This is a genomic window from Microbispora bryophytorum (genome assembly GCF_043197435.1).
GTDB classification, from domain to species: Bacteria; Actinomycetota; Actinomycetes; order Streptosporangiales; family Streptosporangiaceae; genus Microbispora; species Microbispora bryophytorum.
Genome location: NZ_JBICTF010000005.1, coordinates 422923 through 437409 on the forward strand (window position 1 = coordinate 422923; position 14487 = coordinate 437409).

Consider the following 14487-nt stretch of genomic DNA (forward strand, 5'->3'; position numbering starts at 1 on the left):
AACATCGCAACCCCTTGTCGCGCGCACGCCAGGCATGCCGGCCGATGAACCGGCCGGTGTGGTTGCTCGACGTCGACGGCGTGATCAACGCCTCCCGGCCCGGCTGGGGAGGCGCCCCGCGCAGCGGCACCGCCTACTCCGGCAGCGACGCCTACCGCATACGGTGGGCACCGGCTCTGCTCGACCGCATCCGCGCTCTGCACCGGACGGGCGGTGTCGAAATCCGCTGGTGCAGCACCTGGTGCGCCGACGCCGACCAGATGGAACGGCTCTTCGCTCTGCCCCGCCTGACCCGCGCCTGGTCCGAGCAACTGTCCAGCACCGCCGCCGCGACGGCCAAACTCGCCGCCGCACGGCAGGTCCTGGCGCACGGGCGGGGGCTCATCTGGACCGACGACGTCGAAGTGCCCACCAGCGGGCCGGTCCACGACGAACTGACAAAGGGCGGCCGGGCCCTGCTGATCGCGCCGTTACCCAGCAGAGGTCTGCAGCCCGAACACATGGACGCTATCGAGGACTTCGTCTCCACCTCGATGACCGAAGCTCCCCGCTCTGCCGCGGACGCCGCCCTCGCGGCCGTGGCCCCCCTTACTGCGTGTCGTGCCTGGCGGACCGCTTGGCGATCTCGGTCTTGACGGTCTCGTGCAGCTCGTCCGACGCGAAACCGAGGTTGCGCAGGATCTGCGCGGACAGGCTCTCCTCGACGCGGATCAAGCCCAGCAGCGTGTGTTCCGTGCCGACCCAGTCGTGATCGAGATCGGCCGCCGCGCGCGATGCCTGCTCGATGGCCTCCTTGCTCTCCGGCCGGAACGCGATGTGACCCCGCAGCGCCTTCTGCCCGGCCGGCGGCATCGCTTCCTCGATCGCGTCACGGATACGTTGCTCCGACTCGGTCTTCGCCACCAGCACCTCGTACGCCAGGCCCCGCGGCTCGCCGAGCAGGCCGAGCAGGATGTGTTCGGTGCCGATGAAGTCGTGCTTGTGCGTCCGGGCGGCCTCCTGCGCCAGCACGATGCTGTGCCGGTTCAGGTCGGTGAACCGTTCGAACACGTTGGGCGCGTGGCGTTGCTGGGCGGCCTGTTTGGACACCCCGATGGCGTCGCCGACCTCGCTCCACGACGCGCCGGCCTGCCTGGCCTTGCGGACGTAGTGGTCGATGAGCTGGTCACCGAGGTCGGACAGGGTCTGGGCACGCAGATGCGCCTCGGAGATGCGGGACAGGTGGTCGGCGTCGCGGAATTCCTCGTCGAGACGGGCGATCAGGTCGGCGAGACTGACGTTGAGTGGGCTCATGCGTCAACCGTAGATTGACGATTCTCGATCGTCAACCTGTAGTTGACGGACACTCCCGGTGCACACGGCTGCGCCTGGGGTCCCGGAATACCGCGGCGCCGGCCAGAGCGGTCGGGGCCGGCGCCGCAGAGCAGGAATATCGAACCAGGCCAGGCACCGCCTAACATCACCGGAGGCGCGTGTCCGAGGCGGTTCCACGCGAGGACGTCGGCACGGTGATCGATCACGATCGCCGGTGTTCCAGGCATGGCGGCGAGCAGTTCACGCACTGAGGGCCTCAGCTTGCTTCTACGGGCACGAGGACGAGTCGGGCGTCGCGGAGCAGCAAGGATCCGCAGATGTTCGTGCTCAGCCGGAGAGAGCTGCAACGCCGCGGCCAGCGCGTCGATGACAGCATCAGAAGCGCTGCCACTGGCCCCCTGCTCCAGGCGCGTGCAGTAGCCGATACTGACCCGGCAAGTTCGGCCAGCTCTTCCCTGCGCAGCCCCCGGGACTCGCCGACGAGTAGCGCAGGGCTCGATACCCGCAGCGTCTGGCGTCAGGCGTTCGCGTCGACTACGCAGAAAGCCGCCGAGATCGTTCGCTCCTTTGTTGACCACCAGCCCATCGTCGCGCCGATCGCCGATTTCTGCCTGCCCCAAACACGGATACCTTCGCGGACCTCCCGTGCGTTACGCGCTCCTCTCATAAACGGTCCTTATGTCGAGGTCTTCGCGGTGGTACGCCCCTCCAACCGGGCGTGTTACACACACAACCTTCGACTACGGGCTCAGACGAAGTACCGGGCCTGCAGGCGGAACAACTCCGCGTAAAGCCCATCGGCCTCACTCAGCCTGTCGTGAGTGCCGGCCTCGACGACCCGGCCGCCGTCCAGAACCACGATGAGATCAGCCGCCCGGGCGGTGGTGAAACGATGCGTGACGAGGATGGTCACCCCGCCCTCCAGGCGGCTCAAGTCGGAGTACCGCTGGAACAGCCACTCCTCGGCCCGTGCGTCGAGACTGGCGGAGGGCTCGTCCAGGACCCTCAGCAGCGGCGCCTGCCGCATCGCCGCCCGGGCGTTGGCCACCGTCTGCCACTGGCCCCCCGACAGCCCCTTGCCGTCCCACGATTCTCGCCCGAGCCGGGTCTCCAGGCCCTCGGGCAGCGAAGCGAGAAGCTTGTCGCCGCCGGCCGTCCGCAGCGCCTCGAGGATCCGCTCCGGGTCGTCGCGATGCTCGAGCCAGCCCAGTCCGATCGTGTCCTTCAGGGACATCTCGATGTGTACCGGATCCTGGAAGGCCGCCGTGATCCGGGCGCGCCAGTCCTCCGGCGCGAACTGCGTGAGATCGGCCCCGTCCACCAGGACGCGCCCTGCGCTCGGCCGGTAGAGACCGCTGAGCATCTTGACGAGCGTCGACTTCCCCGCGCCGTTCTCGCCGACCAGGGCCACCACGGCGCCGGCCGGGAGTTCGAGGTCGATGTCGTTCAGTGAAGGCTGATCGCGGTTCCAGTACTGGAAGCTGAGACCCTCCACCTTGATGCCGCCGTCCAGCCGGGCCGGCACCGTCACCGGCGTGCTCGGCACGACGGCCGCCCGCTCCACTGCGCCGTCCTCCACGACGTCGAGGAACGCCCGGGCTGCCCGAAGCGACTCCAGCGTCCAGAAGGTCAAGGTCAACGAGCTCTGCACCTGCCCAGTGATCTGGCTCGCGACGGCGATGGCGGCGACGACGAGGCCGAGCGAGGCGTCCCCGGCCAGGCCGGCCCGCACCATCAGGACGATTGCGGTCGCGTACGCCAGCACGAAGAACAGCCAAGCCAGCGCGACCGGCACCCGGGTCCGTCGATCGGTCCGGGCGATGTCCTGGCCTGCGGAGTCCCACTCCTCGCGGTGCCTGCGCCGCAGCTCGCTCGCCAGTCCGAAAAGGCGGGTCTCGCGCCCGGGTGCGGCCGTGGTGGCGAGCGTGAACAGATGACCGGCCAGCCGGGTCCGAGGCGTAGCGCACTGCACGGCCCGACCGCGCTTCTTGTCCGCCGCCTGGGTGGCCAGCACCGCGGGGACGGCGAAAAGCGGCAGTACGGCGAGGATGGGAACGACCGAGGCCATCAGGACGGCCGAGGCGATCAGGGCCAGCGCGGCTCCGGCCAGCCACAGCAGCCGGTCGAAGGCCGGCCCGATGTCGCCCCGCGCACCACGGACCGCCGCCGCCTTTTCCGAGCGGCTCGAACGCTCGTGGATCTCCAGCGTCGGCGTGGTGCCGACGACGTCGATGAATTGGCGCTCGACTTCGTTCTGGATCTCCTCCTGCAGGCGAAGGCGGGTGAAATAGCCGGCGATGAAGGTGCCCTGGGTGAGCATCACGAAGATCGCCACGCACAGCGCGAGTGTCCCCGCACCGCTGATCGAATGCCGGCTCGCCACCTCGCTGAACAGTCCGAGCAGCACTGCGAGGCCGACCCCGGTGACCTGTTCGAGAATCGCCACCGCCACCACGAGCAAGGACCGGACCCAGTCGATGCGGGGTCCGGTCGTGAGAACAAAACGCAGGGCGCTGATCAAGACGGTGTCTCCTCGAAACGCTTCGCCTGCAGGCGGAACAGCTCGGCGTACCGGCCGTCGGCGGTGATCAGATCCTCATGCGTGCCATCCTCGACGATCTGGCCGTTATCGAGCACGACCACCCGCTCCGCCTTGCGCACGGTCGCGAACCGATGCGAGATCGCGATGGTGGTGGCGCCCGCGGTGAGCTCGTGGAACGTGTCGTAGAGCTGGGCCTCGGCGCGGGCGTCAAGGCTCGCGGCCGGCTCGTCCATGATCAGCAGCCGTGCGCCGTGCCGCAGACCGAACAGTGCCCGGGCGATGGCGATGCGCTGCCACTCGCCGCCCGACGCGTCGACCCCGCCGTCGAAGCCACTGGACATCACCGTGTCCCAGCCCTTTGGGAGTCCCTCGATGATCTTCAGGAGCCCGGCCTGGCGCGCCACAGCCCGCAGGCCCTCCTCGTCGTCCGCATGGGCCAGGGAACCGAAGGCGATGTTGTCCCGCACAGTCAGCTCATAGCGGCCGAAGTCCTGGAAGACGGCGACCACCTGACGCTGCCAGCTCTGGCGATTGGCGTCCTCGATCGGGGTCGCACCGACGCGCACGCAACCCCCGCTCGGAGCGTCCAGGCCGGCGATGAGCCGGGCCAGCGTGGTCTTGCCGGCCCCGTTGAGACCGACGATGGCGAGCGACTGACCCGCGGGAATGGCGAGGTCGATGCCGTGGAGCACCTCGCCGGAGGCGCCACCGTAGCGGAAGCGCAGATCCTCGCAGGAGATGGTCGCGACCGGCGCCGACCAGGGATCGGTGTCCGGCCCGACCGGCGTCGCCACGACCGGAAAAGCGAACGCCTCGGCGGCCGCCTTCGAGCCGAAGCCGATGCGGAGGTCGTCCTCGTCCGCCCGGAGCACCTGGAGGAGTGCCCGGACGGCAAGGCCGCCGAGCGCCAGATCACCCACCGTCGAACCTCCGGTTGCCGCCCGGTATCCCAGGTAGTAGAAAACCGAGGCGACCGTGACGCCGGTGACCACGACCACAATGACGACGAACAAGCGATGCTCACGCCGCCGTTGCCAGACCTCCATCATGTTCACGCGCCACTCCGCCTGGTAGGCATCGCGGAAAAAAGCCGCGAGGCCGAAGAGACGGACCTCCCGGGCCACACCCGGCGTGGTCGGCACGTCCCGCAAGTAGGACGTACGGCGCAGTTTCGTCGTCTGACTCACGGTCTCGATGACAGCGATCCGGTAGTTCCGGACCAGCCGGAAGTGGATCACGACGAAGACGGCGAAGACGATGAGCCCCAGCCCCCAGGTGACACGGGTGAGCAAAGCCGCGGAGCCGATGCTGCTCACCCACAGCGAGGCCCTGGTGGAGAAGCCGAAGATCGCTTCCCCGGGCGGCATGTCGATGGTCCCGTTGCCCCGGGCGCGCTCGATCCGGCCGAGGTAGGCCGGATCCTCGAGGTGGCCGATGGTCGCCGGCCCGGAGGCGGCCATCATCACTCGCTCGCTGAGCCGGCCGGTGACCCGGCGGCCGAGTGCCCGCCCCAGAGCCGTCCGCGCAGACTCGGTGATATGAGTGAGGAAGAACAGCATGACGATGAGGACGACCCAGCGATAGCACTCCCGCGCCGCCGGGGTGCCCAGCCCTTGGCCGATCGCCGAGGTGAGCCCGTCCACCAGCTCACCGATCCCAATGGTGATGCCGACCGGGGCCGCGCCGGCGAGGACGGCCAAGACCGCGGTCAGGGTGGTCAAGGCCGGTGCCACGGAGAAGGAGTATCCGACCAGGGCGGGCATCACCCACCTCGTCGCCGGAGACGGCAGCCGACTCGTACGCGCGGTCATGCCTGCTCCCCCGGCCTTGTTTGCTGGCTTTTCGCGGATATCGCGGCGATCTCTATATTTTGCAGCAAGCGGGCGCCTTTACAAAGTAGATTAAAAAAGGAACCCGGCCAGCAGCCGGGCGACCTCGGCGGGGCGCTCCAGGCTCGGCAGGTGGCCGGCCCAGTCGAGATCGAGCAGCGTCGCATCCGGCAGCGCCTCCGCCATGTGACGCCCGCTCTCCCGGAAGTACGGCAGGTCGTGGCCGCCCGTGACCACCAGCGTGGACGCGGTGACCACCGTCAGATCGATCGGCTCCCTCCGCCGCTCAGGCAGCGGATCGGCGGCCAGTTGCACCTCGAACGCGTGCCGCTGCATCGCCGCCAGCCGCGCCCTGGTCGGCGCGTCCGCCTCGGGACCCAGCCACGTGCGGACGTTGAGGTCCACCGCTCCCCCGACGTCGCCCGCCTCGATCAGCCGGTCCTCCTCTCCCCCGAACGCCTCAAGGTCGGGGGTCGCCGGCAGGCCACAGCCCGCGTTCAGCAGCACGAGCCGCGAGACGAGATCGGGATGACCGGTCGCGAGCTCCAGCGCGACCCGCCCGCCGTACGACGATCCGACGAGTCGGACCCGGCGCAGCCCGAGCGCCGCGAGCAGATCCGCGACGTCGCCGGCGTCCGAGTACGGCCCCTCGGACGCGCACGGCGTGTGCCCGTGTCCCCGGAAGTCGAGCCGGATGAGGCGGAACCGCTCCCCCAGCGGCTCCCACTGGGGATCCCACATGCCCGAGTCGGCGACGCCGGCGTGCAACAGGACGACGGGCTCACCGGAGCCCCGCTCCTCGTGCCAGACCGTCACCGGACCTCCAACGCGCCGAGGGCGACCAGGACGGCCCCCGGGGTGGGGAGGCTCTTGACCGGTTCGGGGGCTTCCGCGCGGCCGGCCACCGTGCGCTCTTCGATGGATACCTGGGTCACGTGGTTCAACGGGACTTCTCCTGTTCGTGCTCGGCGGCGATGCGTTCGATGTCGGCCGGGGTTCCGGCCCTGAGGGATGCCTCGTTCGATGTGGTGATCGCATCTGGATCGGTGGAACGTTGCGGCGCCGCGGAGCCTTCCGCGGGCTTGGACCTCGCCAGCCACAGGCCGGTGAACACGGCGGTGGCCAACGTGATGGCGCCGGCCGCGACGAAGGCGCTGTCGATGCCTGCCTCGAAGGACGCGCCGCCGGATTGCCGGGTGCGGACGATGGCTCCGAGTACCGCCACGCCGAGCACCGCGCCGATCTGCCGGGTCGTGCTGCTGATGCCAGAGGCGAGGCCGCCTTCCTGCGGACTGACCGCTTCGATGGCGGCGCCTGTCAGCGGGGACATGGTCAGGGCGAAGCCGATGCCGACGATTCCCAGCCGCCACCACACGTTCCCGTAGCCGGTGTCGGCGTGCACCATGCCGAGTGCCAGCAGTCCCAGGCCGGCCAGGGCCAGGCCGGTGGTGACCACGATTCGGAAGCCGTACCGGGCGGCGAGCCGGCCCGCGAACGGGCTGACGATCACCATGGCGAGGGAGGCGGGGAGGGTCTGCAGGCCGGCGCGCAGGATCGAGCTGTCCTGGACGTACACGAAGAACTGGGAGAAGAAGAACGACGAGCCCATGAGCGCGAACCCCACCACGATCATGGCGGTGTTGGACACGGTGAACAGCCGCTGCCGGAACAGCCGCAGCGGCAGCATCGGTGCCGAACAACGCGCTTCGACGGCGACGAAGGCGGCGAAGAGGATCACCGCGGCGGCGAAGCCGCCCAGGATCACCGGCGACGTCCAGCCGCGGGCACCACCCTCGATCAACCCGTAGGTCAGCGCCCCCACCGCCAGAACGGACAGCACCGTCCCCGGAACGTCGATTGCGGGGGCGCTCGGATTGCGGGCCTCTTCAAGATGGCGCAGGCCGACCAGCAGAAGGACCACGCCGATGGGCAGGTTGACCAGGAAGATGGCGGACCAGCCGAAGGCATCTGTCAGCACGCCGCCCGCCACGGGGCCCGCGGCCAGGCCGATTCCGCTGAATCCGGCCCACAGCCCGATCGCCTTGATTCGTTCTCGCGGCACGGGATAGGCGGCGGCGAGCAGGGCCAGCGAGGCAGGGCTCAGCGCCGCGGCCCCGATGCCCTGCAGCACCCGGCCGGCGACCAGCCAGCCGACCGAGGGCGCGAGGCTGCACAGCACCGACGCGGCGGTGAACACCACCACGCCGGTCAGGTACACCCGCTTGCGGCCGAACCGGTCGGCGAAGATACCGCCGGACAGCAGCAGCATGGCGACCAGCAGTACGTACGCGTCGACGATCCATTGCAGACCGGTCAGCTGAGTGCGCAGCCGGTGCTGCATATCGGGCAGCGCCGCTCCAACGATCGTGTTGTCGAGCAGGACCATGAATTGGCCTAGGCAGGTCACCGTGAGCAGCACGGCCCGGTTCGATCGACTGCCTACGGCCGCATGCGATGCGGTTATGGGGATTCCTCTCAATCGTGAGTTGCGCCCGGCCACGGCTGACGCGGGTGGCGATACACCTGAGCGCTCTAAAGCAGTCAAAGACTGCGTTAGGAGACCATAAGGTGGATTGCCATACAAACGCAAGTCGCGACTGCGTTAAGGTGATGGCATGGACGAGCGACAGCGGGCCCGGCGGCCTGGCGGGCGCAGCGCCCGCGTCGGCGCGCAGGTGCACCAGGCCGTCACCGAGCTGATCAGCGAGCACGGCTACGGCAACTTCACCGTCGGCGAGGTCGCGGTCCGCGCGGGCGTCGCCGACAGCAGCATCTACCGCCGGTGGGGCAGCCTGGAAGCCCTGCTCACCGACGTGGCGCTCACCCGCCTCAACACACGGTCGCCGATGCCCGACACCGGGAGCCTGGCCGGCGACCTGCGCACTTACGCGGCCAACGTGGCCCGCGAGATCACCGGACCCGACGGTCCGGCGGTGCTGCACCTGGCCGTCGCCCTGTCCGGCAACGGCCAGCAGGGCCGGCAGGCTGGTGACGACCTCCGCGCCGAACGCATGCGGCAACTGCAGTCCATGCTCGATCGCGCCCGCGAACGCGGCGAGCACGCCCCCGACGCGTTCGGCGTGCTGGACCACATCCTGGCCCCGATGTACATCCGCGTCTTGTTCGGCATGGGCCCGCTCACCCCGGACTACATCGACGGGCTGGTCGACCGGCTGCTGTGACCTCGGGGATCCCACATGCCCGAGTCGGCGACGCCGGAGCGCGACAGGACGACGGGCTCACGTACGGTGAGCGTGGTTCGGGGGCGAGGCCGGCCCGCGCCGCAGTCAGCGGGCCAGGGGGATGACCCTGCGGAACTTGCCGCCGGCCGACTGCTCCGGCGGCTCCTCGGCGCGTTCCAATGCGACGTGCTCGGCCCTGTGTTCGGCCAGCAGGCGCGAGATCTCCTCGCGCACGGTCCGCCACACGTGATCGGGATCGGCGCCGTCCGCCTGCTTCAGCCGCACCCGCAACGTGGCCGGCGCGCTCTGCACGACCTGGAACTGCGCGATGCCGGGGACGCGGTCCAGCAGCGTGCCGAACGCCATGGGGGAGATGCGGACGTGCCCGCCGTCACCGGCGGGGAACTCGAGCATCTCCGCCGCGCGGCCCTGCACCTGGACGGCGGGCAGCGGACTGCCGCACGGGCAGGCGTCGGGCCGCACCAGGACGTTGTCGCCCAGGTCGTAGCGGAGGATCGGCTGGACCCGGTTGGCGAGATTACTCAGCAGGACGGTGTGCGAGGGCCGCCCCGGCGGGACGGGCCGGTGGTCGGCGTCGACCGGCTCCAGCACCGCCCAGTCGGCGTTGACGTGCAGCCAGTTGTGCGCGCAGCCGTAGGCGAGGAAGCCGCACTCGGTGGCGGCGTAGGCGGAACGGACCTGGGCGTGGAACGCGGCGGCGATCCGGGCGCGGTTCTCCGCGGTGAGCGCCTCGCCGCCGGCGATAACCATCCCCGGGTGGATGCGCAGGCGGCCGGCCTCCTGCTCGCCGGCGAGCAGCCCGAGCATGCCGGAGAAGCCGGCGAGCGAGCTGGGGTTGTATCGGTTCAGCCCGGCGGCCAGTTCCGGCAGCGGCATGTGGATGGAGAACTCCCGCAGCATCCAGCCCAGCCGCGGGTGGTCGCGCCGGAACCGCGCGGCCGCGGCGACGGTGGAGAAGTGGCCAGGCGGCGCGGAGACGATGGCGGTGCGGCCGGCGCCGCGCATGAGGCGCACGAGGTCGCCGACCCCCAGCCCGGCTCGCGCGCGCCGCCCGACCGCGTTGCCCACGGCCACGCTCCGTTCGTCCTGCAGGAAGATGCCGCGCAGCCCGCTGGTGCCGGACGTGGTGGCCACCAGGTACCGCCCCTGGAAGCGCTCGCCCACGAGGGCGGGGTCGGCGACGAACTCCCGGGCCTTGGCCAGCGTCACGTCCGGGTCGGTGACCCAGTCGTCGAAGCGCGCCATGAGCGCCTTCTTGCCGGTGACCGGGAGCCGCGCCGGGTCGTCGATCTCGTCGGGCAGCGCCCGGTACAGCTCGCGGTAGTAGGGCGAGTGGGCGCGGGCATAGGCCACAGCCTCGGCCAGGCGGGCCCGTTGCCGCCGCGCGATCCCCTCGGGGCCCTCGCGCAGCGCCCGCCGCGCGTCGCGGGCGAGGCTCCGTTCGTTCTCTGTCATGACGGGTCGCTCCCTTCTGCGGCGTCCGCGCGGACCGAGAGCAGGCCGCGCGCGGCGACGTCGAGGCCGTGCCGCGCGGCCTGCCACAGCTCGTCCTGCGACCGGCCGAGCTCGACGCTCGCCAGGCTCGCCTGCTGGACGGCGCCGATCAGGGAGCCGGTCATCGCGGCGGCGGTGATCGGATCCAACTGGTCCGGGAACGCCTTCAGCAGTTCGCCGGCCATCCTCCGCTGCAGGTCCAGCATCAGGTACAACCCCTTGGCCTGCAGCGCCGGCGTCGTCATCATCAGGCGGACCCCCGCCGACAGCTCCTCGGGCTCCTTGCGGGGCACCTCGGGGCGGCGCCGGGCGGCGTACTCCTGCACCGCCCTGGTCAGCAGCTCGCCCGGCCCCTCCTGCGGCCGCGGCGCCGCCAACGCGCCGAGCAGCATGTCGAAGATGTGCTCGGTGTCGGCGAACACGACCTCGTCCTTGGCGCGGAAGTAGTTGAAGAACGTCTTGGGGTCGACGTCCGCCGCCACGGCGATCTGCGCCACCGTGGTCTGCTCATACCCCTGCTCGGCGAACAGCCTCATCGCCGCGGCGACGATCCGCTGCCTGGTCAGCCGCTTCTTACGATCGCGGCGCGATTCCTCCATGCGCAAAACATACATCACATGGAAATTTCCAGAGACTGGAGGATGTTTCGAGCCGGCCGACGCGGCCGCGCGTTCACGAACCGCGACGTGATTTCTCACACAGCTGCTTCGGGGCCGGGGACACCTTCGGGAGCGGAGGGCCCTGCCGGACCGTCACCGCACCTCCAACGCGACGCGGACGCCGAGGGCGACCAGGACGGCCCCCGACACCTGTTCCAGACGACGCCGGACCGCGGGTCTGCCGAGCACGGCACCGGCGCGGCCGATCAGCCAGATCACCCCGACGTACCAGACGACGTCCACGGCCACCCAGATCCCGGCGAGCAGCGTCAGCGTCAGCGGAACGTGGGCGCCCTGGGGCACGAACTGCGGCAGGAACGACATCGCGAACACGGCGGCCTTGGGGTTGGCGCCGCACGTGGCGAGCCCGAGACCGTACGAGCGGCGCAAGCCGCCGCCCGTGGTCCGCGCCTCGCCCCCGTCGTACGGCACGGACGCGTCGAGGGGCACGGACGCGCGCCTGGCCTTCCACAGCGACTGGACGCCCATCACGACCAGGAGCGCCGCGCCGACCGCCTTCATCGCGCCGTACGCCACCTCCGAGGCCAGGACCAGCGCGGACAGACCGAACACGGCGGCCATCGCCCACAGGAAGATGCCGGTTTCGTTGCCGAGGAGGGCGGCCGCTCCGGACGAGCGCCCGGCCCTGAGCGTCTGCCGCAGGATCACCGCGGTGCTGACACCCGGGATCATCGCGAGCAGGAGGCAGGAACCGACGAAAGCAAACCAAACCATATGCTCATCGTCCTGGCGGGAGTCCGAGCGCCACAACCGGATTCCCGCCCGGCGCACCGCGCCGCCGTAGCCGGGCTGACGCGGCCGGAAGGTGACGGGGCAGGAAGGGTTGTCCGTCCGCAGCGGACGATGCGAGGAACGGGGAGGCTCCACTCCCCTCCACTCTCAACGTATAGCGGCCAGGGGGACTTGCGGCAAGACCCCGGTCGTGCCGCACAATCGTCGGCCGGAAGCAGCGCCGGCGGAAAACGGGGGATGCGAACGTGCGTATGGTGTCGTGGACATATGGATCAGGGAGGCAGCGTTGCCCGTCATGGCCACCTGGCCGTCACGGCGGTTCGGGCGCCTTGGTGCGCGTAACGGTCGCAGCCGACCCAGATCGGAGCTGATAGCGTGAACCCGCTGCCCACCAGCGCGTTCGACCTTCCCGACCGCCTCGCCCACAAGGCCGATCCGAAGCTGATCGCCGCCGACGAGCGGCACTTCGCAGCCATCGCGGACAGCCTCGACCAGTCGATCGCCGACCTGGCCGGCCGCCTCGACGCCGAGCTCAGGGCGCCCGGCGGCAGAGGCCGGCAGGCGATGGACCGGGACCTGGAGGTCCATCGGCTGACCGCGCGCCTGCGCGTGCTGCGTCGTTTCGGTCTGGATCTTTGTCTCGGGCACATGGTCGGCGAGGACGACCCCGAGCCCGTGTACATCGGGCGGCTCGGCCTCGCCGACAGCGCGGGTCGCCGGCTGCTGCTCGACTGGCGCTCCCCCGCGGCCGAGCCGTTCTTCGGAGCTACCCACGCCAACCCGATGGGCCTGACGAGCCGCCGCCGGTATCGCTGGAGCCGTGGCCGGATCAGCGACTACTGGGACGAGGTGTTCACCCCGGACGGGTTCGAGGGGCACGCCGCGCTCGACGACCAGTCGGCGTTCATCGCCAGCCTCGGCAGCAGCCGGTCGCCGCGGATGCGCGACGTGCTCGGCACCATTCAGGCCGACCAGGACGCCGTCATCCGCGCGGGGTCCCAGGGCGCTCTCGTGGTCGACGGCGGCCCGGGAACGGGGAAGACCGTCGTCGCGCTGCATCGCTCCGCCTATCTCCTCTACTCCGATCCCCGCCTCGGTCACCGCCGGGGCGGCGTGCTGTTCGTCGGCCCGCACCAGCCCTATCTGGCGTACGTCGCCGACGTCCTGCCCAGCCTCGGCGAGGAGGGCGTGCAGACCTGCACCCTGCGGGACCTCGTCCCCGAGGGTGCGGCGGCGGCGGTCGAGACCGACCCGGACGTGGCCCGGCTCAAATCGTCCGCGGATCTGGTGAAGGCGATCGAGCCGGCCGTCAGGTTCTACGAGAATCCGCCCGCCACGGGGATGACGGTCACGACCCCCTGGTCCGGCATCTGGCTGAGCGCCGAGGATTGGGCCGAGGCGTTCGAGGCACCCGACCCGGGCACTCCGCACAACGAGGCGCGCGACCAGATCTGGGCGGAGCTGCTCACCATCCTGGTGGACAAGTACGACGGCGACACGCCCGCCGACCTGCTCCGCAAGTCGCTGCTGCGCAACAGGGAACTGCTCACGACCTTCAACCGCGCCTGGCCGCTGATCGAACCGAACGATCTCGTCGGCGACCTCTGGTCCGTGCCCGCCTATTTGCGGTTGTGCGCGCCCTGGCTCAGCCCCGAGGAGATTCGGAAGCTGCAGCGCGCGGACGCCCACGCCTGGACGGTGTCCGACCTGCCGCTCCTGGACGCCGCACGACAGCGGCTCGGCGACCCGCAGGCGTCACGGCGCAAGCGCCGGCGGGACGCCGCCCTCGCCGCCCAGCGCGAGCAGATGGCCCAGGTCGTCGAGAACCTGATCGAGGCCGACGACGACGGTGAAGGCCTTGTGACGCAGCTGAGCCGGGAGGACCTCCAGCGGAATCTGGTCGACGAGTCCGAGCTGCCCGCGCTCGACGCGGACACGCTCGCCGGTCCGTTCGCGCACGTCGTCGTTGACGAGGCTCAGGAGCTCACCGACGCGGAGTGGCAGATGCTGCTGCTGCGCTGCCCGTCCAGGAGCTTCACCATCGTGGGAGACCGCGCCCAGGCCAGGCACGGGTTCACCGAGTCGTGGCAGGAGCGGCTCAAGCGGGTCGGGCTCGACCGGATCGAGCTCGCGTCCCTGAGCATCAACTACCGGACGCCGGAAGAGGTCATGGCGGAGGCCGAGCCGGTCATCCGGGCCGCGCTCCCGGACGCCAACGTGCCGACCTCCATCCGCAGCGGCGGCTTCCCCGTCGTACGCGGATCCGTTTCGGAGCTGAGCGGGATCCTCGGCACCTGGCTCGCCGAGCACGCCGAAGGGACCGCATGCGTCATCGGCGATCCCGCGTTCGAGGAGACCACCCGCGTCCGGTCGCTGACCCCGGAGCTGTCGAAGGGGCTCGAGTTCGACCTGGTCGTCCTCATCGACCCGGAGAGGTTCGGCGAGGGCGTCCAAGGAGCGGTCGACCGCTATGTCGCCATGACCCGGGCAACCCAGCGACTCGTCATCCTCACCAGCTCCTGACGCCGACCGGGGCGACGGCCCTGTCCGGCTCGCGCGACGGCATTATCCGGCTCGGGGCGGGGCCAGGCTCGGATCGCACGAGCCGGGCTCCTTCCTCCCCTCGCCGGAGACGACCGCGAGGTCACCGGGTGCGCGGCGGCGCCCAGGCGCTGCCGCTGGCCGCCGTCACC

13 protein-coding genes are annotated in these 14487 nt (G+C 70.4%); 3 read left to right on the forward strand and 10 right to left on the reverse strand.

The window, feature by feature from the left end; translation table 11 throughout:
- The first annotated feature begins 44 nt into the window (after window positions 1-44).
- Window positions 45-635, forward strand: a complete 591-nt coding sequence (locus ACGFIB_RS19430) for an HAD domain-containing protein (RefSeq protein WP_393373606.1) — start codon at window positions 45-47, stop codon at window positions 633-635.
- Here the strand turns inward: ACGFIB_RS19430 and ACGFIB_RS19435 are convergent.
- The 7 genes from ACGFIB_RS19435 to ACGFIB_RS19465 all read right to left on the reverse strand — a co-directional run bounded on the left by ACGFIB_RS19435 (window position 589) and on the right by ACGFIB_RS19465 (window position 8185).
- Complete coding sequence (locus ACGFIB_RS19435; RefSeq protein ID WP_393373607.1) at window positions 589-1293, reverse strand: Clp protease N-terminal domain-containing protein; 705 nt, start codon at window positions 1291-1293, stop codon at window positions 589-591. The genes ACGFIB_RS19430 and ACGFIB_RS19435 overlap by 47 nt on opposite strands.
- Window positions 1290-1892 carry a helix-turn-helix domain-containing protein gene (locus tag ACGFIB_RS19440; protein WP_393374131.1) on the reverse strand — a complete coding sequence of 201 codons (603 nt, stop codon included), beginning with the start codon at window positions 1890-1892 and terminating at the stop codon, window positions 1290-1292. Before ACGFIB_RS19440 ends, ACGFIB_RS19435 begins: the two co-directional genes overlap by 4 nt.
- A gap of 170 nt (window positions 1893-2062) precedes the next feature.
- The gene (locus ACGFIB_RS19445; RefSeq protein ID WP_393373610.1) at window positions 2063-3835 is read right to left on the reverse strand and encodes an ABC transporter ATP-binding protein; all 1773 of its coding nucleotides are present in this window, start codon (window positions 3833-3835) and stop codon (window positions 2063-2065) included.
- Window positions 3832-5667 carry an ABC transporter ATP-binding protein gene (locus ACGFIB_RS19450; RefSeq protein WP_393373613.1) on the reverse strand — a complete coding sequence of 612 codons (1836 nt, stop codon included), beginning with the start codon at window positions 5665-5667 and terminating at the stop codon, window positions 3832-3834. Before ACGFIB_RS19450 ends, ACGFIB_RS19445 begins: the two co-directional genes overlap by 4 nt.
- A 90-nt stretch (window positions 5668-5757) precedes the next feature.
- Window positions 5758-6501 (reverse strand): alpha/beta fold hydrolase, encoded by a 744-nt coding sequence (locus ACGFIB_RS19455; protein ID WP_393373616.1) that lies wholly within the window; start codon window positions 6499-6501, stop codon window positions 5758-5760.
- A complete protein-coding gene (locus ACGFIB_RS19460) occupies window positions 6498-6620 on the reverse strand; it encodes a hypothetical protein (protein ID WP_393373618.1) in 123 nt (40 codons plus the stop codon). Before ACGFIB_RS19460 ends, ACGFIB_RS19455 begins: the two co-directional genes overlap by 4 nt.
- Window positions 6621-6625: 5 nt before the next feature.
- The gene (locus ACGFIB_RS19465; RefSeq protein WP_393373621.1) at window positions 6626-8185 is read right to left on the reverse strand and encodes an MFS transporter; all 1560 of its coding nucleotides are present in this window, start codon (window positions 8183-8185) and stop codon (window positions 6626-6628) included.
- Window positions 8186-8300: 115 nt separating this feature from the next.
- Here ACGFIB_RS19465 and ACGFIB_RS19470 point away from each other — a divergent pair, with 115 nt between their 5' ends.
- Window positions 8301-8867, forward strand: a complete 567-nt coding sequence (locus ACGFIB_RS19470; RefSeq protein ID WP_393373623.1) for a TetR/AcrR family transcriptional regulator — start codon at window positions 8301-8303, stop codon at window positions 8865-8867.
- 105 nt (window positions 8868-8972) lie between these two features.
- Here ACGFIB_RS19470 and ACGFIB_RS19475 read toward each other — a convergent pair whose 3' ends face one another.
- The 3 genes from ACGFIB_RS19475 to ACGFIB_RS19485 form a co-directional block, all read right to left on the reverse strand.
- Entirely contained in the window at window positions 8973-10343 is a 1371-nt protein-coding gene (locus ACGFIB_RS19475) for a phenylacetate--CoA ligase family protein (RefSeq protein WP_393373625.1), read from the reverse strand.
- The gene (locus tag ACGFIB_RS19480; RefSeq protein ID WP_393373628.1) at window positions 10340-10981 is read right to left on the reverse strand and encodes a TetR/AcrR family transcriptional regulator; all 642 of its coding nucleotides are present in this window, start codon (window positions 10979-10981) and stop codon (window positions 10340-10342) included. The genes ACGFIB_RS19475 and ACGFIB_RS19480 overlap by 4 nt, the downstream gene beginning before the upstream one ends.
- 153 nt (window positions 10982-11134) lie before the next feature.
- On the reverse strand, window positions 11135-11776 hold the full coding sequence (locus tag ACGFIB_RS19485) for a LysE family translocator (RefSeq protein ID WP_393373631.1): 642 nt from the start codon (window positions 11774-11776) through the stop codon (window positions 11135-11137).
- A gap of 393 nt (window positions 11777-12169) precedes the next feature.
- On the opposite strand from ACGFIB_RS19485, the gene helR reads away from it, so the two are divergent.
- Window positions 12170-14317, forward strand: a complete 2148-nt coding sequence (helR, locus tag ACGFIB_RS19490; protein WP_393373634.1) for an RNA polymerase recycling motor ATPase HelR — start codon at window positions 12170-12172, stop codon at window positions 14315-14317.
- Window positions 14318-14487: the final 170 nt, after the last annotated feature.

Bases quoted from the DNA above. Each gene is read 5' to 3' on its own strand.
- ACGFIB_RS19430 (WP_393373606.1), top strand. From the start codon at position 45: ATGAACCGGCCGGTGTGGTTGCTCGACGTCGACGGCGTGATCAACGCC.
- ACGFIB_RS19435 (WP_393373607.1), bottom strand. From the start codon at position 1,293: ATGAGCCCACTCAACGTCAGTCTCGCCGACCTGATCGCCCGTCTCGAC.
- ACGFIB_RS19450 (WP_393373613.1), bottom strand. From the start codon at position 5,667: ATGACCGCGCGTACGAGTCGGCTGCCGTCTCCGGCGACGAGGTGGGTG.
- ACGFIB_RS19470 (WP_393373623.1), top strand. From the start codon at position 8,301: ATGGACGAGCGACAGCGGGCCCGGCGGCCTGGCGGGCGCAGCGCCCGC.
- ACGFIB_RS19475 (WP_393373625.1), bottom strand. From the start codon at position 10,343: ATGACAGAGAACGAACGGAGCCTCGCCCGCGACGCGCGGCGGGCGCTG.
- ACGFIB_RS19480 (WP_393373628.1), bottom strand. From the start codon at position 10,981: ATGGAGGAATCGCGCCGCGATCGTAAGAAGCGGCTGACCAGGCAGCGG.
- ACGFIB_RS19485 (WP_393373631.1), bottom strand. From the start codon at position 11,776: ATGGTTTGGTTTGCTTTCGTCGGTTCCTGCCTCCTGCTCGCGATGATC.